This window comes from Roseovarius sp. CH_XMU1461 (genome assembly GCF_037027165.1).
GTDB lineage: Bacteria > Pseudomonadota > Alphaproteobacteria > Rhodobacterales > Rhodobacteraceae > Roseovarius > Roseovarius nubinhibens.
Window position 1 is genome coordinate 802,602 of sequence record NZ_JAYMDV010000001.1, and the last position, 24,304, is coordinate 826,905.

23 protein-coding genes are annotated in these 24,304 nt (G+C 64.8%); 8 read left to right on the plus strand and 15 right to left on the minus strand.

Annotated elements, in window-relative coordinates; genetic code table 11:
* Positions 1-101: 101 nt before the first annotated feature.
* Positions 102-920, minus strand: a complete 819-nt coding sequence (locus WA237_RS03815) for an ABC transporter ATP-binding protein (RefSeq protein WP_286906010.1) — start codon at positions 918-920, stop codon at positions 102-104.
* A 12-nt stretch (positions 921-932) separates the two neighbouring features.
* Complete coding sequence (locus WA237_RS03820; protein ID WP_336096741.1) at positions 933-2,906, minus strand: AMP-binding protein; 1,974 nt, start codon at positions 2,904-2,906, stop codon at positions 933-935.
* Between the two features lie 195 nt (positions 2,907-3,101).
* On the opposite strand from WA237_RS03820, the gene WA237_RS03825 reads away from it, so the two are divergent.
* Together WA237_RS03825 and WA237_RS03830 are read left to right on the plus strand one after the other, a co-directional pair.
* Positions 3,102-5,036 (plus strand): PAS-domain containing protein, encoded by a 1,935-nt coding sequence (locus tag WA237_RS03825; RefSeq protein WP_336096742.1) that lies wholly within the window; start codon positions 3,102-3,104, stop codon positions 5,034-5,036.
* Positions 5,033-5,734, plus strand: coding sequence for a response regulator transcription factor (locus tag WA237_RS03830; protein ID WP_009813207.1), 702 nt, complete (start codon positions 5,033-5,035; stop codon positions 5,732-5,734). The genes WA237_RS03825 and WA237_RS03830 overlap by 4 nt, the downstream gene beginning before the upstream one ends.
* Before the next feature lie 61 nt (positions 5,735-5,795).
* Here the strand turns inward: WA237_RS03830 and WA237_RS03835 are convergent, their stop codons facing one another.
* The 3 genes from WA237_RS03835 to ubiA form a co-directional block, all read right to left on the minus strand.
* Positions 5,796-6,113 carry a hypothetical protein gene (locus WA237_RS03835; protein WP_009813208.1) on the minus strand — a complete coding sequence of 106 codons (318 nt, stop codon included), beginning with the start codon at positions 6,111-6,113 and terminating at the stop codon, positions 5,796-5,798.
* Positions 6,100-8,016: an OmpA family protein gene (locus tag WA237_RS03840; RefSeq protein ID WP_336096743.1), complete on the minus strand. Its 1,917-nt coding sequence runs from the start codon at positions 8,014-8,016 to the stop codon at positions 6,100-6,102. The genes WA237_RS03835 and WA237_RS03840 overlap by 14 nt, the downstream gene beginning before the upstream one ends.
* Positions 8,017-8,128: 112 nt before the next feature.
* Positions 8,129-9,094 (minus strand): 4-hydroxybenzoate octaprenyltransferase, encoded by a 966-nt coding sequence (gene ubiA, locus WA237_RS03845; protein ID WP_336096744.1) that lies wholly within the window; start codon positions 9,092-9,094, stop codon positions 8,129-8,131.
* 12 nt (positions 9,095-9,106) lie between these two features.
* Between ubiA and WA237_RS03850 the strand changes: the two genes are divergently transcribed.
* The 3 genes from WA237_RS03850 to WA237_RS03860 all read left to right on the plus strand — a co-directional run bounded on the left by WA237_RS03850 (position 9,107) and on the right by WA237_RS03860 (position 11,849).
* The gene (locus WA237_RS03850) at positions 9,107-9,874 is read left to right on the plus strand and encodes a 16S rRNA (uracil(1498)-N(3))-methyltransferase (RefSeq protein WP_336096745.1); all 768 of its coding nucleotides are present in this window, start codon (positions 9,107-9,109) and stop codon (positions 9,872-9,874) included.
* Entirely contained in the window at positions 9,871-10,401 is a 531-nt protein-coding gene (locus WA237_RS03855) for a hypothetical protein (protein ID WP_009813212.1), read from the plus strand. Before WA237_RS03850 ends, WA237_RS03855 begins: the two co-directional genes overlap by 4 nt.
* Before the next feature lie 77 nt (positions 10,402-10,478).
* Positions 10,479-11,849, plus strand: coding sequence for a glutamate--cysteine ligase (locus tag WA237_RS03860; protein WP_336096746.1), 1,371 nt, complete (start codon positions 10,479-10,481; stop codon positions 11,847-11,849).
* Positions 11,850-11,868: 19 nt separating this feature from the next.
* On the opposite strand, the gene pncB is transcribed toward WA237_RS03860, so the two are convergent.
* From pncB to WA237_RS03875, 3 genes are all read right to left on the minus strand, one after another.
* Complete coding sequence (gene pncB, locus WA237_RS03865; protein ID WP_336096747.1) at positions 11,869-13,161, minus strand: nicotinate phosphoribosyltransferase; 1,293 nt, start codon at positions 13,159-13,161, stop codon at positions 11,869-11,871.
* An 85-nt stretch (positions 13,162-13,246) separates the two neighbouring features.
* A complete protein-coding gene (locus tag WA237_RS03870; protein WP_336096748.1) occupies positions 13,247-14,110 on the minus strand; it encodes an SDR family oxidoreductase in 864 nt (287 codons plus the stop codon).
* Positions 14,107-14,544, minus strand: coding sequence for a VOC family protein (locus WA237_RS03875; RefSeq protein WP_009813216.1), 438 nt, complete (start codon positions 14,542-14,544; stop codon positions 14,107-14,109). The genes WA237_RS03870 and WA237_RS03875 overlap by 4 nt, the downstream gene beginning before the upstream one ends.
* 80 nt (positions 14,545-14,624) lie before the next feature.
* On the opposite strand from WA237_RS03875, the gene WA237_RS03880 reads away from it, so the two are divergent.
* The 3 genes from WA237_RS03880 to WA237_RS03890 all read left to right on the plus strand — a co-directional run bounded on the left by WA237_RS03880 (position 14,625) and on the right by WA237_RS03890 (position 17,532).
* The gene (locus WA237_RS03880; RefSeq protein ID WP_009813217.1) at positions 14,625-16,100 is read left to right on the plus strand and encodes an AMP nucleosidase; all 1,476 of its coding nucleotides are present in this window, start codon (positions 14,625-14,627) and stop codon (positions 16,098-16,100) included.
* A gap of 130 nt (positions 16,101-16,230) precedes the next feature.
* The gene (locus WA237_RS03885; RefSeq protein ID WP_009813218.1) at positions 16,231-16,518 is read left to right on the plus strand and encodes an HU family DNA-binding protein; all 288 of its coding nucleotides are present in this window, start codon (positions 16,231-16,233) and stop codon (positions 16,516-16,518) included.
* Positions 16,519-16,644: 126 nt separating this feature from the next.
* The gene (locus WA237_RS03890) at positions 16,645-17,532 is read left to right on the plus strand and encodes a DMT family transporter (protein WP_216015291.1); all 888 of its coding nucleotides are present in this window, start codon (positions 16,645-16,647) and stop codon (positions 17,530-17,532) included.
* 10 nt (positions 17,533-17,542) lie between these two features.
* On the opposite strand, the gene WA237_RS03895 is transcribed toward WA237_RS03890, so the two are convergent.
* From WA237_RS03895 to WA237_RS03925, 7 genes are all read right to left on the minus strand, one after another.
* On the minus strand, positions 17,543-18,238 hold the full coding sequence (locus tag WA237_RS03895) for an ABC transporter ATP-binding protein (RefSeq protein WP_009813220.1): 696 nt from the start codon (positions 18,236-18,238) through the stop codon (positions 17,543-17,545).
* The gene (locus WA237_RS03900; RefSeq protein ID WP_336096749.1) at positions 18,225-18,944 is read right to left on the minus strand and encodes an ABC transporter ATP-binding protein; all 720 of its coding nucleotides are present in this window, start codon (positions 18,942-18,944) and stop codon (positions 18,225-18,227) included. The genes WA237_RS03895 and WA237_RS03900 overlap by 14 nt, the downstream gene beginning before the upstream one ends.
* Positions 18,941-19,885 (minus strand): branched-chain amino acid ABC transporter permease, encoded by a 945-nt coding sequence (locus WA237_RS03905; RefSeq protein ID WP_009813223.1) that lies wholly within the window; start codon positions 19,883-19,885, stop codon positions 18,941-18,943. The genes WA237_RS03900 and WA237_RS03905 overlap by 4 nt, the downstream gene beginning before the upstream one ends.
* Positions 19,882-20,808 carry a branched-chain amino acid ABC transporter permease gene (locus tag WA237_RS03910; protein WP_009813224.1) on the minus strand — a complete coding sequence of 309 codons (927 nt, stop codon included), beginning with the start codon at positions 20,806-20,808 and terminating at the stop codon, positions 19,882-19,884. The genes WA237_RS03905 and WA237_RS03910 overlap by 4 nt, the downstream gene beginning before the upstream one ends.
* 143 nt (positions 20,809-20,951) lie before the next feature.
* Positions 20,952-22,259 carry an ABC transporter substrate-binding protein gene (locus WA237_RS03915; protein WP_336096750.1) on the minus strand — a complete coding sequence of 436 codons (1,308 nt, stop codon included), beginning with the start codon at positions 22,257-22,259 and terminating at the stop codon, positions 20,952-20,954.
* Between the two features lie 136 nt (positions 22,260-22,395).
* Positions 22,396-23,733 (minus strand): hypothetical protein, encoded by a 1,338-nt coding sequence (locus WA237_RS03920; protein WP_336096751.1) that lies wholly within the window; start codon positions 23,731-23,733, stop codon positions 22,396-22,398.
* 111 nt (positions 23,734-23,844) lie between these two features.
* The gene (locus WA237_RS03925; RefSeq protein WP_216015297.1) at positions 23,845-24,168 is read right to left on the minus strand and encodes a DUF3775 domain-containing protein; all 324 of its coding nucleotides are present in this window, start codon (positions 24,166-24,168) and stop codon (positions 23,845-23,847) included.
* Between the last annotated feature and the right edge of the window lie 136 nt (positions 24,169-24,304).

A 24,304-nucleotide genomic window follows, 5' to 3' on the forward strand; every position in this document is an offset into this window, starting at 1 on the left:
TCTCGCTCGCGGCGGTGCTCGCGGCGGGGCTCTTGGCAGGGCTCAGGCGGCACAGACGCGATACCGACGTGCTGCCGACGTCTTGCCGATGGGCGCGGGGATCAGTCATGGGCCACCCCCAGATAGGCGTCGATCACATCTTGATTGTTGCGCACCTCCTCGGGCGTGCCGTCGCCGATCTTCTTGCCGTAATCCATCACGACCACCCGGTCGCTGAGATCCATCACCACGCCCATGTCATGTTCGATAAGCGCAATCGTCGTGCCGAACTCGTCATTCACATCGAGGATAAAGCGGCTCATGTCCTCTTTCTCCTCGACGTTCATCCCGGCCATCGGCTCGTCCAGAAGCAGGATCGACGGCTCCGCCGCCAGCGCCCGCGCCAGCTCGACCCGCTTCTTGAGCCCATAGGGCAGACGCCCCACCGGGGTCTTGCGGATATGCTGGATTTCGAGGAAATCGATAATCCGTTCAACGGCTTCGCGGTTGGCGATCTCTTCGCGCTCGGCCGGGCCTTTCCACAGCGCCTGCGACCAGAACCCCGAGGTCATCTGCCGGAACCGCCCGGTCATCACATTGTCCAGAACGCTCATCCCCTCGAAAAGGGCGATGTTCTGAAAGGTCCGCGCGATGCCCTGCCGGGCCACCTGATAGGGCTTCATCGCCGGGCGTTTCGCCCCCTTGTACCAGACCTCGCCCTCCTGCGGATGGTAAAACCCGGAAATCACGTTGAGCATCGACGATTTGCCCGCGCCATTCGGCCCGATGATCGCCCGGATCTCGCCCTCGCGGATATCGAAACTGATATCCTTGATCGCCACCACCCCGCCGAACCGCAGCGTGATATTCTTCATTTCCATCACCACCGGACCGATCTTGCGGCCATCCTCGGTGACAAATCCTTCTGTCTGATCAAGCATTTGACACCTCTCTCATTCGGCCGCGACACGGGCCGGTTCGACCGGGACAATCTCGGCATCGACGAGTTTGAGCGTCGCGCTGATCGACCCTTTGCGGCCGCCCTCATAGGTCACTTCGGTGGTGGTAAAGATCTCGTCCGACCCGTCGTAGAGCGCCCCCAGAAGATCGGCGAATTTCTCGGCGATGATATTGCGGCGCACCTTGCGGGTCCGGGTCATCTCGCCATCATCGGCGTCGAGCTCCTTGTGCAGCACGAGGAACCTGTGCACCTGGCAATGGGCCAGCATCGGGTCCTCGGCGAGGCTCCGGTTGACCTCTTCCACATGGCCCCGGATCGTGTCGAGAACCTGCGGATGCCCGGCCAGCTCCTGATAGGAGGCATAGCCGATATTGTTGCGCTCGGCCCAATTGCCCACCGCCGTCAGGTCGATGTTGATAAAGGCGGTGCACATCTCGCGCCCATTGCCGAACACCACCGCCTCGAGAATATTGGGAAAAAACTTGAGCTTGTTTTCCACGTATTTCGGCGCAAACAGCGCGCCATCGGCCATCTTGCCCACATCCTTGGCGCGGTCGATGATCTTGAGATGCCCGGTGTCCGGCTCAAAGAACCCCGCATCCCCCGTCGCGACCCAGCCCTCGGCATCCTTGGTGCTCGCCGTGCTCTCGGGGTTCTTGTAGTAATATTCGAACGTGCCGGGGCTGCGATAGAACACCTCGCCGCTCTCCGCGATCTTGATCTCGACCCCTGGCGCCGCGACACCCACCGTGTCATTGCGCACCTCGCCATCGGGCTGCAAGGTGATGAACACGCTCGCTTCGGTCTGCCCATAGAGCTGTTTGAGATTGATCCCGAGGCTCCGATAGAACTCGAAAATCTCCGGCCCGATCGCCTCGCCCGCGGTATAGCCCACCCGCACCCGGCTCAGCCCCAGCGTATCCTTGAGCGGCCCGTAGACACAGAGATTGCCCAGCCCATAGCGCAGCCGGTCGATCATCCCCACCGGCTTGCCATCGAGGATATCCGGCCCCACCCGACGCGCCAGATCCATGAAGTGATGGAACATCTTCTGCTTGAACCGCCCGGCATCCTCCATGCGGATCATCACATTGGTGAGCTGCGTCTCGAACACCCGCGGCGGCGCAAAGTAATAGGTCGGCCCGATCTCGCGCAGATCGGTCTGCATCGTGTCGGCGCTCTCGGGGCAATTGACGCAGAACGCGTTCCAATAGGCCTGCCCGATGGAGAAAATGAAATCCCCCACCCAGGCCATCGGCAGATAGGCCAGAACCTCTTCGCCCTTGGTCAGATGGTCAAACTCGGACGAGGATTTCGACGCCTCGATGATATTGCGGTTCGACAGCACCACGCCCTTCGGCTTGCCCGTCGTCCCCGAGGTATAGAGCATCACGCAAACACTGTCATAGCTGAGCTTGGACCGCCGCGCCGCCAGCTCAACGCCGAGCCGGTCATAGGCCGCACGCCCCTTCTCCTGCACCTCCGAGAATTGATGCAGCACGCTATGATCGTATTTCCGCAAGCCGCGCGGATCGACATAGATGATCTGCTCAAACTCACTAAGCCGATCCTGCACCTCGATGAGCTTGTCGACCTGCTCCTGATCCTCGACCACCGCGAACCGCGCGCCGCAGTGATCCATCACATAGGCCATCTCTTCGGCGGCACTGTCCTGATAGACCGGCACCGGCACCGCGCCCACGCATTGCGCCGCGACCATGGCCCAGTAGAAATAGGGCCGATTGCGCCCGGCTATGGCAATGAAATCGCCCTCGGCAACCCCCAGCTCCAGAAACCCGAGCGCCAGCGCCTCGATTTCCTGCGCGGCCTCGGCCCAGCTCCAGCTCTGCCAGATGCCGAATTCCTTTTCCCGATAGGCCGGGCGTTGGGCGTGCTCGCGTGCATTACGGGCCAGCAAGGCCGGAATGGACGCAAGTCCTCCGGCCGCCTCAGACGACTGTGCCAAATTGTATCCTCCCTTTGCCCGACTCCCCTCGGGCTGTGCCTTTGCGACACGATTCTTCTACACCCAAGGGTGCAGCTTCCTGTCTGGCGGTCAACTTTTTCCATAAGTTTGCCGAAACCTTTCGAATTGTAACAAGCCCCCTTTCGGGCATTTGCACCGGCGCGCCACGGTGCTAGCCATGAGGGGGGAGAGACGATGACCACCGAGAAAACCTATCGCCAGACACAGGACGGCCCCCGTGCCGACGCCATGACCATGGCCGGGCTCAACCTGATCCAGCAGGCGCTCACCATCTATGATGCCGAGCTCCGGCTCGCCGTGTGCAACGTCCGCTTTCAACAGATGTTCGACCTGCCCGACTGGCTGGTGACCCCGGGGGCGAGCTTTGACGACACGATCCGCTTTCTCGCCAAACGCGGCGATTACGGCGATGTCGGCGAGATAGAGCCGTTTGTGCGCGGCCGCGTCGATGTCGCCCGCGCGTTCAAGCCGCATTACATGGAACGCACCCGCGCCAATGGCCGGACGATCTCGGTCGAAGGCTCGCCCCTGCCCGAAGGCGGCTGGGTCACCGTCTATACCGACATCACCCGGACCAAGCGGCAAGAGGCGCTGCTGCGCGCCCGCTCGGACGAGCTCTCGGATCAGCTTTCGGGCTATTCGGAGGAACTCACCGCCTCCAACCGACAGCTCGAGGCGACCATCACCGCCCTCGAACATGCCCAGCGCCAGCTCACCGCCTCCGAGGCCCGCGCCCGGCTCACCACCGAAATGATGCCGGCCCATATCGCCCATGTCGGGCCTGACGGGCTCTATACCTATTCCAACCGGCGGCTCACCTCGGTGATGCCGGGCAGCAAATCCGACATTCTCGGCCTCACCGTGGCCGAGGCGCTCGGCCCCGCCGCCTATGCCGCGATCAAGCCCCGGCTCGATCAGGCCTTTGCCGGCACCGCCTCGATCTTCGAGTTCACCCATCAACCGAGCTCGCGGCGCATCCGCGCCGCCTTCACCCCCGATGGCCAGACCGGCGGCGTCTATATCCTGTCGATGGACATCACTGAGGAAACCCAGACCCGCGCCGCCCTGCAACAGACCCGCCGCCGCGAAGTCGCGGCCCAGCTCACGTCGGGCATGGCACATGATTTCTCCAACCTGCTGACCATCATCCTCGGGCTGCAATCGCGGCTCGCCCGGCTCGGCCTGCCCGACCCCGCGCCCGAGCTGATCGAGGCCACCCATGCCGCCGCCCGGCGCGGGGGCGATCTGCTCAACCGCATCGCCGACATGACCGGCGAACGCGAACACACGCCAGAGCCGGTGCACCTGCCCGGCTTCTTCCGCGATCTCGAACCGCTGGCCCGCTCGACCCTGCCCGAGGCGGTGGGTTTCGCGGCCGAGAACACGCTCGGCGACGCCACCTTGATGCTCGACCCGGCGATGTTGCAGGATTCGCTCCTGAACCTCGTGCTCAACGCCCGCGATGCCTGTGGCGGGGCCGGGCGCATCACCCTGACCGCCCGGCAGGTGCAGGACACCTGGGTCGATTTCTCGGTGACAGACACCGGCCCCGGCTTTTCCGACACCGCCCGCGAACGCGCGTTCGAGCCGTTTTTCACCACCAAGGGCGACGACGGCTCGGGGCTCGGGCTGGTGATGGTCTATGACATGACGAAACTCGCGGGCGGCCGCGTCACCCTCGCCAACACCGGCAGCGGCGCCCAGGTGACGCTCCGCCTGCCGCTCCGCGTCGCCCCCGATCCGGTCGAGGCCGGGCTCATCCTGCTGCTCGAAGACACCGCCGAAATCCGCGACGCGCTGCGCGACATGCTGCGCGCCGATGGCCATGCGGTGATCGAGGCAAGCTCGGTGCCCGAGGCCCGCGAATTGCTCGCCGGTCTGCCCGAGATTTCGGCGCTCCTGTCGGACATCGTGCTCGAAGGCGAGGAAACCGGGCTCGACCTGATCCGCAACCTGCCGCGCGACGGGCTGCCGGTCTTCCTGATGACCTCGCTGCCCCCCGACGACCCCCGCCATGCCGAGGCCCGCGATCTCGCCCCGGTGCTGCGCAAGCCGGTGACACCGGCCCGGCTGCGCGCCCTCCTGAGCCAGAAGGACTGCCCCCGATGACCGCCCCCCTTGTCGCCATTCTCGATGACGAACCCGAGATCCGCACCATGCTGGCCGACGCGCTAGACGAGGCCGGGTTTCGCACCGTCTCCTTTGGCCGCGCCACCGAGTTTGAGGCCTCGCTCAACACCACCGTGCCCGATGTCTGCCTCGTCGACCTGTCGCTGCCCGACCGCGACGGGCTGTCGCTGGTGCATCGGCTGGCGCTGGAAAAAGGCGCGATCGTCATCATCATCTCGGGCCGCGCGCAGGTCCGCGACCGGGTGACCGGGCTAGAACTCGGCGCTGATGACTATATCATCAAACCTTTCGACCCGACCGAGGTGGTGGCCCGCATCCGCGCCCGCCTGCGCCGCGATGTGGCCACGCCCAGCGGTCAGGATCAGGCCCATTTCGCTGGTTGGGTGGCGCGGTTCGACCGCTTCGTTCTGGAACGCGAGGATGGCAGCGAAACCGCCTTCTCCCATGCCGAGGGCGAGGTGCTGCGCCTCTTTCTCGAACGGCCCAAGCGGCTCATCACCCGGCAGTCAATGCTCGAAACCTTGGGCGGCAGCGCCGGGGACAGCTTTGATCGGGCGATGGATGTGCGCATCTCGCGGCTGCGCACCAAGCTCTGTGAAGACCCGAAGAACCCGAAACTGATCAAGACGATCTATGGCGCGGGCTATATCTTTTTGGCGGATGTGACATGGTCCTGACGGGCCGAAAAACGCACCGTCGCTTTACTGTCGTTTTACCGACGCACTACCGACCCGGCATTTAGCCCCGTTCGAGCTGCGCCCGCATCACTTCGGCTTCCTGCCGCGCCTCGCGCAGACCTTCCATCGTGGCCGCCAATTCCGCCTCGGTCTGGTTGAGCTGATTGGTCAGTTCCGCCTCGCGCTGCTGCAGATAGGTGATCGCCTGATCGCGCGTCTCCTCCGCCTCGTGCAGCTCCTGCGCCATCCGGTCAAGCTCGCCCATCTCGGACTGATTGACCCGAATGAACCGATGCACCAGCCAATTGGCAAACCACCCGAGACAGAAGGCAACGAACAGGATGATCGCGGTGGCGATGATAAATTCAGTTCTGTTCATCGGTCGGCTCGCCCTGCTCGGTCTCGTTGTCTGCTTGTTCTTCTTCGCCTTGTTCTTCAAGGCTTTCAAGACCCGTTTGCCGCTCTTTGACCGGTTCCGGCTTGATCAGGTGGAATTCGATACGCCGATTGGCCTCGCGCCCCTCGTCACTGTCATTGTCCGCGATAGGGTCGTTTTCGCCATAGCCCACGGCCTCATAGGTCGAGGTGATGACCCGCCGCATCCGCAGCCCGTCAAGCACCGCCCGCGCCCGGTTCTCGCTGAGCTGCTGGTTCATGCTCTCGCGGCCCTGGCTGTCGGTATAACCCGCGATCTCGAGCTTGATTTCCCCACATTTCTTGAGGATTTCGGCAATATCATCGAGGATCGCCGCGCCGTTGGAATCGAGCTTGTCCGACCCCGGCTCAAAGTTGATCTTGCGCTCCGCCACGATGAGCTGAATCTTCGACACGCATTCCTCTGGCGTCGGCAGGGCCGCAATCGGATCGAGCACCTCCTGATAGGTCACATCGATCTCGAACTGCCCGCGCTCGCCCAGCGTTTCGGCCAGAAATCCAGAGATCTGCGCGCTCGCGTCCTTGTTACCGGTGTTGCCCGTCACATCGATCGAGTCCGGCGTCACCGTCACCGCGCCATTCTCGAGATAGGACAGCGATTCCAGCCCCGCCAGCACCCGCACCGGCCAATCCGCCGGCAGCCCTTCGACCACCCGCGCCTTGGTATGCACCCCGGCCGAGCTGAACCGCGCCCGGGCAAAACTGTCCACCGTCTCGCGCAGCTTGTCACTGCCCAGACGCCCGCGCAGCTGCACCAGCCCCTCGGGCGACAGGGTGGCCACAAACTCGGGGATCACCACCTCGGCATCGGTCGGAGGCGGCGGCAGCACCGCATGCAGCGCGAACACATCCGGCAGCGCGGTCTCAAGCCCGCCCACCACATCGTCGAAACTCTTTTCCTCGATCCCCTGCAGCGCGATCAGCGAAATATCGGCATCCGAAAACGTCACCGCCCCGCCGCCCAGATCCTTCACCGCCTTGATCGCAAGCTCGGCCGCCCGGCCCCATTGCGGGCTCGGTACGCCGAGACCGATGGTGCAATCGATACTGCCCTCAAGCCCGACCTCGCGCGCCGTGGCGATGATCCGCCGCCGCGCCTCTTCGGTATCGGCGGAACAGGCGTCAAACCGGGCCTCGCCCTCTTCGATCAGAAACCGCAGCGTGAACGGCGTGATCACCGGGCGCGGCGCCGAAATGTCTGTGATCAGCCGCACATTCTTGGGCACCCGCCGCGCCAGCTCCGCCTCGAGCTTGCGCTTGGCCTCCGGGCTGTCGGTCATCGCGGTCACCGACACCCGCCCCGCCTCGACCGAAATCTTGGCGCGCGGCAGCTCGTCGAGCTTGGCCACCGCATAGTTGAGCGCCGCGGTCCAGCCATCGGGCACCGGGTAATCCGCCCGATCGATGAAATCGGTGATATTGGTATCGCCCGCCACTTCGCCGACCTTGGACATCAGCGCCTCGACATCCGACGCCGCCGGCATCAACCCGATGAGCGAAATCCCCGCATCATTGCGCAGGATCTCGACGGAAAACCGCGGCGGCGCGATCTCGGCCGCATCCTCGACGAGCATCTGGTCGATCACCCGCGTCGCATCCACAACGCCGCCCGCCACCGAAATCGCCTTGAACCGCGTGGCCTCTGTCGGCGCAGTCCCGGCCAGGAACACCTGAAGCCCGTCCGCATCCACCTCGGCCCAGCTCATATCCGCCAGATCAAGCGCCCGCCGCACGTCACGACGCGAATTGTCCTCGATCACCCCCGCCGAAAACCCGGCGGCGACCACCGCAATGATGGCGGCCGCGAAAAACGTCCCGGCAATGGCGAAGATGGAAGAAAGGCGCATCGCTTGCATACCTATAGGAAACGGGCGGCACTGCGCCCCACACATACTCGTCCAGCAGGCAAGCCTGAGCTGGCCCGCCTCACTGTTTAGGGGGATCGCCCCGTGAATTCAATCAGATGAGCAGAGCGATGGCGAAAATCGGCAAAGGCAGCAAACCCGCGTCCCTATTGGACCGAAAGAGCCGGATCAGCACAGCGCCATCTTCGGCGTCGAACTGTCGCAGCTGCCAGAACATATGCATCCCGAACGCCCAGGGCGCGATCAGCGCCACCAGACGCGCCATCGGATCGCCGCCCTGCGTCGCCACGATCACCGCCGCCATCATCAAGATCACCGCCGCCACGAGGAACCGCGCGAGCCACGCGGGCGTCCGCTCGGCAAAGAGCCGCGCCGTCGATTTCACCCCGATGATCGCATCATCCTCGGCGTCCTGATGGGCATAGATCGTGTCGTAAAACAGCGTCCACGCAATCCCCGACAGATAGAGCAGCACCGGCGCAAGGCCGAGCGACCCGACATGCGCCACCCAAAGCATGAGCGCCCCCCAGTTAAAGGCAATGCCCAAAAACACCTGCGGCCACCATGTGAATCGCTTGGCAAAGGGATAGATCGCCACCGGGCCGAGCGACAGAACCCCCATGAGGATCGCCGCACTGTTGAAACTGAGCAGGATCATGAGCCCGAGCAAGAGCTGCAGCCCGAGCCAGACAAAGGCCCCGCGCAGCGACACCTGCCCCGACGGGATCGGCCGCGACGCGGTCCGCGCCACCGACCCGTCGATATGCCGGTCGGTGATGTCATTCCAGGTACAGCCCGCCCCGCGCATCACAAAGGCCCCGATCGCGCTGGCCACAAAGAGCCACAGATCGCCCCAGCCCGCCTGCCCCGTGTGCAGCATCGCCAACAGCAACCCCCACCAGCAGGGCAGCAGCAACAGCCATGTGCCAATCGGCCGATCCGCCCGGCTGAGCCGGAGATAGCCGCGCGACCACGCCGGCGCATAGAGATCGACCCAATTGCCTTTCGGCGCGTCGGAAACTTGGCCCGCCGCCTCTGGCGTATCCTGCGGTCCGGTCATATGTTCCCCCTCATGAGCGCGACAAAGATCAGATTGTATGTAGATCACCCGCTGGGGGCGGGGCAATCGGTTCCTGTGGACCGGGATCAGGCGAATTACCTGTTCAACGTCATGCGGCTTGATCAGGGCGCCTCCGTCACCCTCTTCAACGGGCGCGACGGCGCGTGGCGCGCCGAGGTGGCCGAACGCGGCAAACGCGGCGGCGCGCTGCAAGTCGCGGAACAGACCGCGCCGCAGCGCAACCCGCCCGATCTGTGGCTGCTCTTCGCGCCGATCAAAAAGGCGCGCACCGATTTCATCGTCGAAAAGGCCGCCGAAATGGGGGCCTCGCGCATCTTGCCGGTGCAGACCGAGTTCACCAATTCCGAACGCATCCGGCAGGACCGGCTGCAGGCCCATGCCATCGAGGCCGCCGAGCAATGCGGCGGCACATTTGTCCCCGAAGTGGCCGATCTGGCGCGGCTCGACCGGCTCTTGTCGGACTGGCCCGAGGATCGCCAGCTGATGTTCTGCGACGAGGCGCTTTTTGACCGGCCCAGCCCGCTCACCACTGGCGATGCGACCAGCAGCGGCACCGGCGCGCCTTGGGCCATTCTCATCGGCCCCGAAGGCGGCTTTTCCGACGCCGAGCGCAGCCGCCTCCACGCCCTGCCCTTCGCCCACCCGGTAAGCCTCGGCCCGCGCATCCTGCGTGCCGACACCGCCGCCGTCGCCGCCATGACCCTCTGGCAGGACCGTCTCGGCGACTGGACCGCCCCCAATTCGGATCCGGTCCGGTGATCCGCCCCGCGGCCCGGGCGGCGCTCTGGCGCTGGCGCGATGTGCTCGCGGGGCTGGCGGTTCTGGCGCTGGCGCTCTGGGCGGTGCTCGGCGCCTTCGGCATCCTCCACTGGCTTGGCTGGCTCGGCCTCGTGCTGGGCGCGGCGCTGGTTTGGACCGGCTGGCAGCGGCTGCGCTTTCACCGCGATGCCGACGGGCCGGGCGTGGTTTCCGTCACCGAAGGCCAGATCAGCTATTACGGCCCGCTCTCCGGCGGCGCGGTCGCCCGCTCCAACCTGCTGCGCCTGACCTATGACCCGACCGGCAAACCCGCCCATTGGGTGCTTGGCCATGATGGCGGGCCGGACCTTCACATTCCCGTGACCGCCGCCGGGGCCGAGACGCTCTTTGATTTCTTCAGCAGCCTCCCCGGCCTGCGCATGGAACAGCTTTTGCGCGTCACCACGGGCCCCGGCACCACGCCCACCCGCCTGTGGCAGCGCAACACCACCTCCCACGTGACCGAACTCATCAGCAGATCACATTAACATCATCACGGTCCTGCGCCTTGACACCCCCCGGTCTTGGCGGCACCACAGCCCAGACCCTTAACGCGGAGACAGCCATGTCCATTCCCCAGTCCGGCGGCGGCCCGATCGAACACCACAGCCAACTGGCTGGTTATCTGGAAAGCGGCTGCAAACCGCGCGACGCATGGCGCATCGGCACCGAGCACGAGAAATTCGGCTATTGCCGCGACAGCCTCCTGCCGATCCCCTATGAGGGCGAGCGCAGCGTTCTGGCCGTGCTCGAAGGTCTGCGCGACGTCCATGGCTGGGCCCCGGTCGAGGAAAAGGGCAAGCTCATTGGCCTTGAAAAAGACGGCGCCAATGTGAGCCTAGAACCCGGCGGGCAGCTCGAACTCTCGGGCGCGCCGCTCGAAACCATCCACGAGACCTGTGACGAGGTGAACGCCCATCTGCGCGACGTGAAAGACATCGCCGACAAGGTGGGCGTCGGCTTTATCGGCCTCGGTGCCGCCCCGCAATGGAGCCATGAGCAGATGCCGCTCATGCCCAAGGGCCGTTACAAGCTGATGGATGCCTATATGCAAAAGGTCGGCACCATGGGGCGCTCGATGATGCGCCGCACCTGCACCGTGCAGGTCAATCTCGACTTCGCCTCCGAGGCAGACATGGTGCAGAAACTGCGCGTCGCGCTGGCGCTACAGCCGGTGGCCACCGCGCTCTTTGCCAATTCGCCCTTCTTCGATGGCAAGCCCAATGGCCACAAGAGCTGGCGCAGCCGCGTCTGGCGCGATCTCGACGCCGACCGCACCGGCATGATGCCCTTCGTCTTTGAGGAGGGCTTCGGGTTCGAGGCCTATGCCGAACATGCGCTCGATGTGCCGATGTATTTCGTCTACCGCGATGGCGAATATATCGACGCGCTGGGCCAGTCCTTCCGCGACTTCCTGCGCGGCGAACTGCCCGCACTGCCCGGCGAGAAACCGACGCTGAGCGATTGGGCCGACCATCTCACCACCCTCTTCCCCGAGGCGCGGATCAAGAAATTCATGGAGATGCGCGGTGCCGACGGCGGCCCGTGGCGGCGGCTCTGTGCCCTGCCCGCCTTCTGGGTCGGTCTGATGTATGATCAATCGAGCCTCGACGCCGCCTGGGATCTGGTCAAAGGCTGGGATGCCGAGACCCGCGACGCCCTGCGCGTGGCCGCCTCCGAACAGGCGCTGCAGGCCAAGGTCGGCGGCATCGACATGCACGATCTCGCCCGCGAAGTGCTCGACATTTCCGAGGCCGGTCTCAAGGCCCGCGCCCGCCCCGGTGCCGGTGGCCTCGTCGCCGACGAGACCCATTTCCTCAACGCCCTGCGCGAAAGCGTCGAAAGCGGCCAGGTCCCCGCCGACGAGCTGCTCGAGAAATACAATGGCGAATGGGACGGCGATCTCGACCGGATCTACCCGGACTATTCCTACTGATCAGCAGGGCGGTGGCGCCTCAAACGACCACCGCCTGCTCTTCCTGCTCGCCGACGCCAAACACCCGCTTGTACCGTGCAATCTCTTCCGCCGGCCCCATCGCCTTGCGCGGGTTGTCCGAGAGCTTGACCGTGGGCCGCCCATTCGCCGCCACCGCCTTGCAAACGAGCGAAAACGGCGCCAGCGCATCCTCCGGCGTCAGCCCCCGGAAATCATTGGTCAGCAACGTCCCCCAACCGAACGACACCCGCACCCGCCCGGCAAACTGGGCATGCAGCGCGATGATCTTCTCCTCATCGAGACCATCCGAGAAAATGATCAGCTTCTGACGCGGATCTTCGCCGCGTTCCTGCCACCAGCGGATCGCCGTCTCGGCCCCGGTCGCCGGATCGCCGCTGTCGATGCGAATGCCCGTCCACCCCGCGAGCCAATCCGGCGCATTCTCCAAAAACCCCGCCGTGCCATAGGTGTCGGGCAGGATCATCCGCAGATTGCCATCATGCTCCTCATGCCAATCGCTGAGCACCTCATAAGGCGCCCGCGCCAGCGCCGCGTCATCCTCGGCCAACGCCGCATAGACCATCGGCAATTCATGCGCATTCGTGCCAATCGCCTCGAGATCACGGTTCTTCGCAATCAGACAATTCGACGTGCCCACGAATTTTTCGCCAAGCCCCTCGCCCATCGCCTGCACGCACCAATCCTGCCAGAGGAAACTGTGCCGCCGCCGCGTCCCGAAATCCGCAATGCGGAGCCCCTCGACCCCGCGCAGCCGCTCGACCTTCTCCCAGAGCTTGGTCATCGCCCGCGCATAGAGCACCTGCAGCTCGAACTTGCCCATCTGGTTGAGGACCGCCCGCGACCGCAGCTCCATCAGAACCGCCAACGCCGGGATCTCCCAGAGCATCACCTCCGGCCAGCTCCCCTCAAAGGTGAGCTCATACTGCCCGTCCCGCTTCTCGAGATGATAGGGCGGCAGCCGCAGCGCCTCGAACCAATCCATAAACTCGGGCGTGAACATCTGCCGCTTGCCATAGAATGTATTGCCCCGCATCCAGGTGCTCTCGCCCCGCGACAGCGACAGCGACCGGATATGATCGAGCTGCTCGCGCAGCTCGCCCTCATCCACCAGATCGGCCAGCCGCACGGATTTCGTCCGGTTGATCAGCGAAAAGGTCACCTGCGTGTCGGGCTTGTTGCGAAACACCGACTGACACATCAAGAGCTTGTAGAAATCCGTGTCGATCAGCGACCGCACGATCGGGTCGATCTTCCAGCGATGATTGTGAACGCGAGTGGCAATATCGACCATGGACAGGCCTCCGGAACTATGACCGGGCTGTTAAATCAAAGCCCCGGCAGAGTGGCAAGACCGCTCTGCCCCCGCTATGCCCCCGCTAGACCTCAGGCTTTTCCGCCGCCGCCAGCGCCTGCAACCCGGCGCGATAATCGGGATAGCGCAGCGTCACGCCAAGCGCCTCCTTGATCCGGTCATTCCGCACCCGCTTGGATTCCGCGTAGAAACTGCGCGCCATCGGTGTCATCTCGGCCGCCTCGAAATCCACCGCCTCCGGCACCGGCAGCCCCAAGAGCTCGGCGGCATAGGCGATGACCTCTTCGGGCGGGGCCGGATCGTCGTCACAGAGGTTATAGACCGCGCCGGGATCGGGCCGCGCGATCGAGGCCGCCAGAACCTGCGCGATATCCTCCACATGGATGCGGCTGAACACCTGCCCCGGCTTGATGATCCGCCGCGCCGTGCCGCGCCGCACCTTGGCAAAGGGGCCGCGCCCCGGCCCGTAAATCCCCGCCAGCCGAAAGATATGCAGCGGCAGCCCCGGCACCGCGCGCCATTGCGCCTCGGCCGCCTGCCGCATCTCGCCGCGCCGGGTCGAGGGCGCCAGCGGCGTCTCCTCATCGACCCAGCCGCCGCCGTGATCGCCATAGACCCCGGTGGTCGACAGATAGCCAGCCCAGTCGAGCTGCGCGGCGTATTCCCGGATGAGATCACCATAGGTGTTGAGCACCGGATCGCCCGCTTCATCCGGCCCGGCACTGATCAGGATATGGGTCGATTTGGCCAAGATAGGCTCTATATCGCCCTGCCCCCAGATGATCGGCTGCACGCCCTCCACGGCCAGCGCCTCGGCCTTCTCGGCATCGCGCGTCGTGCCATAGATGGTCCAGCCATGCTCCAGCAGCTCCGCCGCCAGCGCCCGCGCTGAATAGCCATGTCCAAAGGACAGCAATCTTTTCGTCATTCCGACCCCCGGGCTTGCAACGGGCGCGACGGCACCCAGACATAGCCCGTATCGCTCAGGATAAAGGCCTCGCGCAACCCATGCGGCTTGTCCGTCGCCGCCTGCAACACCATCGCCCCCCGCGCCTCGGCCCGCGCCACGGCCGCGTCGGGGTCACTGTCATAAAGGCGGATCTCGATCCCCGCCCCGCGCGCCCCTGCCTCGGGCAAGAGCGACAAAAGCGGATGCGCCCCATAGGTGTGATCGCCATGGATCTGAAACACCTGCGCCCCATAGGGCACGATGGCGAAATCGCGGCTCACCCGATGCGCCTTGAGGTCGAACACATCCGCCAGAAAGGCCAGCTCCTCCGCCACGTCGCGCACCAGAATATTCATCCCGATCCCGCGCAGGGACCGGCCGAAATCCTCCGGGCTGACCGTTTCGAAATCCATTCGCCTCTCCCTCTTTGGCGCAGCTTGATCCTGCCCCCCCAGTCTGTCAACCTGACCGCCACATCATTGCAGGACATGACATGACCGACGGCCAAGATATTCTGACACCGGACAGCGCCTCTGTGCGCGCCTTCGACGATGCCGCCGCCGCCGTGGACCATCTGACCGCGCTCTATGATGAGGCGATTGCCTTCTTGCAGGACGGGTTCGCCGAGGCGCTGTCAGGCCAGATCCCGAGCACCCGCATCCGCGCCTATTACCCCGAAATCCGCATCTCGACCCAGAGCCATGCTCAGGTCGACAGCCGGCTGAGCTTTGGCCATCTCGCCGCCCCCGGCACCTATGCCGCGACGATCACCCGGCCCGATCTCTTTCGCAATTACCTGCGCCAGCAGATCGGCCTGTTGCTGCGCAACCATAATGTGCCGGTGCAGATCGGCCCCTCGGACACGCCGATCCCGGTGCATTTCGCCGTCACCGGCGAAGAGGGTCTCTCGGTGCCGCATCAGGGCGCCGCGCCCTTCACCTTGCGCGACTATTTCGACGTGCCCGATCTCGCCACCACCAATGACGACATCGTCAACGGCACCTATCAGACGCCGCCCGGCGCGCCCCTGCCGCTGGCCCCTTTCACCGCGCAGCGCGTCGATTACTCGCTGGCCCGGCTCGCCCATTACACCGCGACCGACCCGGCCTATTTCCAAAACCACGTGCTCTTCACCAACTACCAATTCTACGTCGAAGAGTTCGAAGCCTTCGCCCGCACCGCGCTCGCCGATCCCGACAGCGGCTATGAGAGCTTTGTGACCACCGGCAACACCCGCATCACCGAGGCCGACGCGCCGCTGCCCATGCCCGCGAAACTGCCGCAGATGCCCGCCTATCACCTGACCCGCGCCGATGGCTCGGGCATCACGCTGGTCAATATCGGCGTCGGCCCGTCCAACGCCAAAACCGCCACCGATCATATCGCGGTGCTGCGCCCCCATGCATGGCTCATGGTCGGCCATTGCGCCGGGCTGCGCAATTCCCAGAGCCTTGGGGATTTCGTCCTCGCCCATGCCTATCTGCGCGAGGACCGGGTGCTCGATGCCGACCTGCCCGCCTGGGTGCCGATCCCGGCGCTGGCCGAGATCCAGATCGCGCTCGAACGCGCCGTCGAACACGAGACCCGGCTCGAAGGCTATGACCTCAAGCGCATCATGCGCACCGGCACCGTGGCGAGCTTTGACAACCGCAACTGGGAACTGCGCGACCAATCCGGCCCGGTGCAACGGCTGAGCCAATCCCGCGCCATCGCCCTCGACATGGAAAGCGCCACCATCGCCGCCAATGGCTTTCGCTTCCGCGTCCCCTACGGCACGCTGCTCTGTGTCTCCGACAAGCCGCTGCATGGCGAATTAAAGCTTCCCGGCATGGCCTCGGACTTCTACAAGACCCAGGTCGCGCGGCATTTGATGATCGGAATCCGCGCCATGGAAAGCCTGCGCGGCATGCCTCTGGAGCGCCTTCACAGCAGGAAATTGCGCTCTTTTGACGAAACCGCTTTTCTTTAGGCCTGTTTTAGGGGCAAAAAGCCTAGAAAACCGCATATACGCGGCCACTATTCGTTGTGTTTGTATACAAGATAGCGTTAGATTACGCGACAGAGGCCCAAATCACCGGGCAGTTGAAGGAGACCATGAAATGGCAAAACCCCTGACCAAATCCCAGCTTTCCGCCGTTCTGGCCGAAGAAATGGGCAGTGACAAGAAATCCGCCGCGGCTGCGCTCGACGCCGTCTGCGCCGTGATCACCCGCGAAGTGTCGAACGGCGGCGCCGTGACCCTGCCGGGCGTTGGCAAAATCTACTGCCGCGAGCGCCCCGAGCGTATGGTCCGCAACCCCGCGACCGGCCAGCAGATCAAGAAAGAGGCGGACAAGGTCGTGAAAATGACCATCGCCAAGGCGCTCAAAGACAGCGTCAACGGCTGATCTCCGCATCATCGGACAGATCCAAAGGGTCGCCCTCGGGCGGCCCTTTCACGTTTCGCCCAACCGCCCTTTCCAATCCCGCCGCCCTGTGCCACTCCTTGCGCCATTGCAGGGGGGTATTGCACCATGGACATTCGCGCGATCATTATGGGCGTCGGCTTTGCCGTCATGTGGTCCTCGGCCTTTACCTCCGCCCGGATCATCGTGGCCCACGCCCCCCCGGTCAGCGCCCTCGCCCTGCGCTTCTTCATCTCCGGCATGCTCGGCGTGCTCATCGCCCGCGCCTTGGGCCAGAGCTGGCGCCTCACCCCGCCGCAATGGCGCGCCACGATCATCTTCGGCATCTGCCAGAACGCCCTCTACCTCGGGCTGAACTTCGTCGCCATGCAGACGGTCGAGGCCTCGCTCGCCGCGATCATCGCCTCCACCATGCCGCTCCTCGTGGCCCTCGCGCTCTGGCTCTTCTGGGGCGAACGCCCCGCACCTCTGGCGGTGCTCGGCCTCATCGCGGGCGTCATCGGCGTCGCGATCATCATGGGCTCGCGGCTCTCGGGCGGGGTTGATCCCTATGGGCTGATGCTCTGCATCGGCGGCGTCATCGCGCTCACCTTCGCCACGCTGATGGTGCGCGGCGCCACCTCGGGGGGCAATTTCCTGATGGTGGTCGGGCTGCAGATGCTGGTCGGCAGCGCCGTGCTCGCCGTTGTCGCCCTGCCCACCGAGACCCTCGACATCACCTGGAGCTGGAGCCTCATCGCCGCCTTCGCCTACACCACGCTGATCCCCGGCCTCGCCGCGACGCTGGTCTGGTTCCTGCTGGTCGAACGGATCGGCGCCACACGGGCCGCCACCTTCCACTTCCTCAACCCGTTCCTCGGCGTCGCCGTGGCGGCGATTTTCCTCTCGGAACGGATGGGCCTGATGGACCTGATCGGCGTCGGCGTGATCATGGCGGGCATCCTCGCGGTACAGCTGTCGCGGCAACGCAAACCCGCCGCCGCCCCCGCCGCCTAAACGCCGCCGCCTAAACGCCGACGTAACGATCGACGATGGAATGATCGGCCCGAAGCGCCTCGGCCGACAGGATCTCGCCATTGCGGCCGTTCTCGATAAAGGCCACCCGATCCGCCACCGACAACACCGCATCGACCCGCTGTTCCACCAGCAGGATAGCCACCCCATCCGCCCGCAGCTTGACGATCACCTGCCGGATCGCTTCGATCATCGAGGGCTGCAACCCCTCCGTCGGCTCATCGAGCAACAGTGCCTTGGGCCGCAGGCACAGCGCCCGCGCCGTCGCCAGCATCTGCTGCTCGCCCCCCGACAGGGTTTGCGCCTTCTGCCCCATCCGCTCGCGCAGCCGCGGGAATAGCTCGAGAACCTCCTCCAGCACCTCCCGCCCGCTGCCCCGCGTCATGAGCCCGACCTCAAGGTTCTGCGCGACCGTCAGCCCGGCAAAGAGCCGCCGCCCCTGCGGGATATAGCCGATGCCCCGGCGCGGCACCTCATGGGCGGGCAGGCTGCCGATATCCTCGCCATCGAGGCTGATCCGCCCGGACATCAGCGGCAACAACCCCATGATTGTCTGCATCGTGGTGGTCTTGCCCGCGCCATTGCGCCCGAGCAGACAGAGGATCTCGCCCGCCTGCACCTCAAGCGACAGATCGCGCAACACCTGCGCCCGTCCATAGCCCGAATTGACCGCCTCAAGCCGCAGCATCGCCACCCCCCAGATAGGCCGCCTGCACCTCGGCATTGGCGCGGATCTCCTCCGGCGTCCCCTGCGCCAGCATCTCGCCGAAATTGAGAACGCTGACCCGGTCCGCCACCTCCATCACCACCTGCATGTTATGCTCGATGAGAAGGATCGTCGTCGCCCCCGCCAGATCGCGGATCAAGGCCTTGAACTCTGCCACCTCGCCCTCCGCCAGCCCCTGCGTCGGCTCGTCGAGGATCAACAGCCGCGGCCGCTGCACGAGGCCCATGGCAATCTCCAAAAGCCGCTGATGCCCATAGCTGAGATCGCCCGCCTCCTGATCGATCCGCGCGCCAAGCCCGACCCGCGCCAGCGCCGCCTCGACGGCCTGCGTCACCTCGCCCTGCGGCACCCGCCGCCGCGCCGCAAGCGCCACGTTCTCGCGCACCGGCAGCCCCGGAAAAACCGAAGTGATCTGAAACGTATAGGACATGCCCGCCATGATCCGCTTATGCGCGGGCCAGCTGGTGATCTCGACCCCGTCAAATTCGATCGTGCCCCGGCTTGGCGGGATGCGCCCCGAAATCATCCCCACAAGGGTCGATTTCCCCGCCCCGTTCGGCCCGATGAGCGCCCGCACCTCGCCTTCCTCAAGGTCGAAATCGACCCCCTCAACGGCGATCAGCCCGCCAAAATGACGGCTGAGCCCCCGGGTCCGCAACAGGCTCATGGCAGCCACCCGAACGCCCGGCGGCGCAGCTCGCCCATGATCCCCTGCGGCGCAAACAGCGTCAGCAGCACAAGCGCCACCCCGGCGATGAGCATATGCGCCGTCGTCACCCCGGAACTCAGGTCAATCAGGTAGAACATGAAGAGCGCGCCCATGAACGGCCCGAGGATCGTCCCCGCCCCACCCAACAGCACATAGAGAAGCGGCAGGATCGAATGCGGCACCGCGCCGAAGCTGGCCCCGGCATAGCCAAAGAGAAGCCCGTAAAACGCCCCCGCTGCCGCTGAAATAGTGCCTGATATGACCATCGCCCCGAGCTTATGCGCCTGCGTGTCATAACCGAGCATCCGGACCCGCTCTTCATTCTCCCGAATGGCGATGAGCGTCCGACCAAAAGGCCGCCGGATGAGCCAGAGCGACAACAGCAAACAGGCCGCAAACAGCACCAGCGCCGCGAAATAGCGATTGCTCGGCTCGCTGAGATCAATCCCCCAGAGCACCCGCTGCGCCGACTGGATCACAAACCCTTCGTCGCCCCGCGTATATTCGCCGAAATAGAGAATGGTGAGGTATCCCGCCTGCGCGAACATCAAGGTCACGATCATGAAGGCGACGCCGCTCGTCCTGAGCGCCAGAAGCCCCAGCGCCAGCGACACCACCGCCCCCGCGCCGATCCCCAGCACAAGCGCCGGCGCAGGCGACAGCCCGCCATGCTGAATGCCAAGCCCCATGCCATACATGCCCGCCGCAAAGAACAGCGCATGACCAAGGCTCAGCAGCCCGGTATAGCCAAAGAGGATGTTATACCCCACCGCATAGGAGGCGAGCACCATGATCCGCGCGAGATTGCCGTGGTGATAGGCGGGCAGCAGGAATTGCAACGCAAAGAGCACCGCGATCAGCCCGAGATGCAGCCCCCAGATCCGCCCCGCGCCGCTCATACGCCGCGTGTCCCAAAGAGGCCCTGCGGCCGAAAGACGAGCACGAGGCCGACCAGAAGCGTCGCGAGGATCTTCGCCAGCGTCGGCGAGAAAAAGACCGAGATGATGCCATCGCTGAGGCCGATGAGAATCGCCGCCACCACCGTACCGGGCAGGCTGCCCAGCCCGCCGATGATCACCACGATAAAGCTCAGAAGCAGCGGATCGGCCCCCATCAGGTAATGCGCCTGCTGGATCGGCACGATCAGCACCGCCGCCATCGCCGCCAGCCCCGCGCCAATGCCAAAGACCATGGCGTAAACCTTCTCGACCGGGATGCCAAAGGCCTGCGCCATGTCCCGATCCGCCTGCGTCGCCCGCATCACAAGGCCAATCCGCGTCCGCGCCATCATCGCCCAGATGCCACAGAGCAGCACCACCGCCGCGCCGATCACGGCGAGCTTGTAACTCGTCGTGCTGAGACCCCAGGGCCAATACATCGCCAGCCCGTTCTCGCCCCACTCGAACCACGGCAGCGCCAGCCGCGTGTTGAACGGCGCCTCCACCGGCCGCGCATCGGGGCCATAGCTCATCAAGGTGAGCTGTTGAATAATGTACAAAAGCCCGATGGTCGCCACGATGGTCCGCTCCGGATCATAGTCGAGCCGCTTGAGGATGGTCATATCCGCCACCACCGCCAGCACACCGACCAGCACCGGCGCCACCACCAGCGCCACCGCGAAACCAACCGCCGGATGCCCGGAAATCGCCCGCGTCAGCACATAGGCAATCACCGCGCCCAGCATGAAGAACTCGCCATGGGCGATATTCACCACCCGCATCACCCCGAACACCAGGCTCAGCCCAACCGCCGTCAGCGCCAGCACCGCCGCCGTGACCGAGCCCTCCAACGTGGCCAGCATGAGATAAGGTCCAAGCTCCATAACCCCCGACGATGACCCGGCGACCCCGTATTTGGCAAGGAAAATTATCTGTCCCCTCAAAGGGATGCGCAAAAATGCACAGCCCGGCGCCAGTCCGTGACCGCGCCGGGCTAAATTGTTAGCGTACTATCAATATATTAGCGTCAGAACGCTTGCGTCGTGTAATCCACCTCATCGGGATACATGCCATCCTCGATCGAAGTTTTGTGCACAACCTTGAGCGCCCCATCCTCCACTTTCGAGATATATTGATGCCCGAACACCTGGTGCGTCTTCCCGTTGAAAAGCTTCGCTCCCTGCGGATGCGCCTGGCTCTCCGGCATCTCCCCCATCGCCTCGACCGCTTCAATCAACGCCGCCCGATCGCCGATGCCCTGATAATTCGCAGCCTCCATACCGGCCTTGATCACATGCATCGTCTCCCAGCAGCCGAACATATGCGCATAGGTCGACACGTCGCTCGGATCATTGACCGACGCGCCCCGCGCATCGACCCCCACCGCCTCGCGATAGAACTTGTCATGCGCGCTCTGGTCCTCCTGCGCATTGCGCGGATTGCCCTCCCAGAAATAGGTCCCCTCGAGATATTCGAGCCCCGGGCTCGCGATATCCACCGCCTCGAGACTGTCGATAAAGCCGAAAATCTCCGGCCGCGACGGGCCAAAGAACTCGCCCAGCTCCTTCACAAAGGTCAGAACCGCCGGCCCCACCATCACATGATAGAGCACCTCGGTCTCGCGCGGGATCTTGGGGAAATACTTGGTGAACGACGTCTCCGCCGGCGGGATCGCGATATGTTCGAGAACCTCACCCCCCTGCGCCTCGATCGCCGCGGTAAAGAAATCCCGGTGATCATGGCCAAAGGCGAAATCCGGAAAGATCATCGTGACCTTCTTGCCGAGGTTCTCCGCCACAAAGGGCGCCATCGCCTGCACCTGGCTCTTCACATCGGTGATCCCGGGCTGAAGCGTATAGCGGTTGAGCATGCCGCTCGCCACGTGATGCCCCTCCGACACCACGAAATACGGCAGCTTGAGCTCGCCGGCCCGCGGGCTCGACCCGATGACCACATGGCTGAACAGCGTGCCAAACCCCACGTCACAGCCGTGCTGGTTGGCGAATTTCTCGACCACTTCTGCGCCGCGCTTGGGGTCGGTGCCGTCATCCTCGGCCACGATCTCGACCATCCGGCCATTGATCCCGCCACCCTCATTGATGAGCTTGACCGCCGCCTCGGTGGTCCGCCCGTACCAGCGCCCATAGGCCGCGCCGATCCCCGTGCGGTGCACCTGAAACCCGATCTTGATCGGCTCCGACGTGCTCGCCTGGGCATAGCGCGCCCACATCGGCAGGCTCGCCGCCCCCGCGCCCAGCGCCAGCGTCTTGAGCGCGCCGCGCCGCGTGGTGGAACTGACCTGAGACTTCATCTTGGAATTGGACTTGTCGGACATGGTGCGACCTCCGCATTGCATCGTTGGTGGACGAATTTTGTTATTTTGTGCCGATCCTGCGGCGCAATCGGCCCTCTTGTCCAGTGATTTACGCAAGGTCATCCCCCGAGGTCACGCGCGCCCCTAGCCCGCCCGCCTAGCCTGCCCGCGGACTCGCCAAGAGCCAGAGCCCGAACACCGTATAGCCCAGCATGAAGAGCGCCAGAGGCAGCTGGCTGATCACCGCCCGCCGATGCCCGCCCATGAGCCGAAGCGCCATCACATGCGCCATCAGGATCGCCACCACATGACCCAGAACCACCACCCCCGCCTGGCAGAGCCAGATCACCCGCACCGGCCCAGGCGTGTTGAGAAACCCGGCCGTCACATGCACATGCGGCCCGCCCAGCGCGTCGCTGATCCGCGCCAGCACATATTGCCCATCCACCAGAAAACTCGGGAGGTAATGCGCGATATGATAGGCGAGCGCGATGGGCAGGATCGAGGGCGCGAACACCCCCAGCGCCCGGGCGATCCCCACGCCCCCCCCGGCCAGCCGCAGCCCCAGCGCCAGCGCCGCGACAAAGGCCGTGACAAGCATCAGATTGGCCCCGATCAACCCGGCCAAATTCGACCCTATCACGGCCGAACGGCCTGAAAATTCTAGCGGGTTCAACCCCAGCACCCCGAACCACCAAAAGGTCTCGTTGAGCCCGTCAAAGCTCCCGGTGCCGAGCAGCAGGAGCGCAAAGATCGCGGCGCTCCCCCCGACACCGCCGCGCCGCATCCATTGCCAGCCCGGCAGGCCAAACCCCTGCCGCCCGCGCGCTCGGCCGAGCAGCGCCATCCGCCCGTATTGCCGCATCAAAACAGTGACAAACTCACCGTAATAGAGCCATTTTACCCCAAAGAGCAGCAGCAGGATCAGCGTCCCCAGCCAATAGAGCCCGACAATCAGGGCGAGCCGCGCCGGATCGGCCGGTGCCGGGTCCGCCAGCAAGAACGCCCCAAAGCCCAAGAGCCCCGCCACCGCCGGCCAATGGCCGAGGCTGCGCGGATAGCGCAGCGGCACCCGCCGCCGCCCGAGCTGCGCCAAAAGCCACCCCGCCCCGATCCACGGGTTGATGCGCCGCCACAGCCCACCAAACACCCCCTCCCAGGTCACCATCCCCATCCACCAGACGACCCAGATCGTCAGCGGCAGCGGATTGCCCAGCGGATCGCGGCTCCCGCCCCAGCCCGCCGCGAGGAGCGCCAGCAGCACCGCCATGGACATCAGGCTCGAACCATGCCGAATGTTGAGATTTTTCACGGGCCAGAGCCGCAGCGGGCGAAACAGCCCCCGCGCCATCCGCGTGGGCAACACCGCCAGCAGAATTATGGTCAGCGCGACACTCGCGCCCCCGGCAGAGATATAGACATCGGTGGGCAGCAAGAGGACAAACCCCTGCTCGCTGGCATGGGCCCGCGCCATGCCGGGCGTCATCCCGGCCATGGCCATACTCGCCGCCCCGGCCCGTCCCCCTCCGATCCTGTGCCGCATCCCGGCCCTCGTCTCTGCCCTCATCCGCCCACTATGCGGCGGGGGGACAAAAACGCAATCGCCTCAGCCACCTCGGATCAGATCATCCTCATCCTCGGTAAGCCGCACGCCAAGCGCATCGGCCCCGTTTTCGAGGTGATCCGACAGATGCGGCGTCCCCATCAGGTAATCGATGAGCGGCGCATCCCGGCCCAGCGCCTCTGCCACCGCTTCGGGGATTTCGTCGGTCTGGAAACTGCCGCGCCCGATCCACATGACCACCACGAGGCTCAGAACCTCCTCCTCGGTCATCCGTTCGAACAGGCCGCGAAGCTCGGGGGCCGCGCGGCGTCCCTCGCGCACCATCAACACGACCTGTGCAATCTTGGCGTTGCTGATCTCCAACATCCGCGCCTCCCGGCTCTGGGCCAAAGCTGCACGATCATAGCAGGATTCGCTTGTGAAAGCGCGGCTGATCTGCCTCTCGCCGCGCGCAAGGGTTAACGCGCCCGCCCTGCCAAACCGCCACTGTCGCGTTACCGAC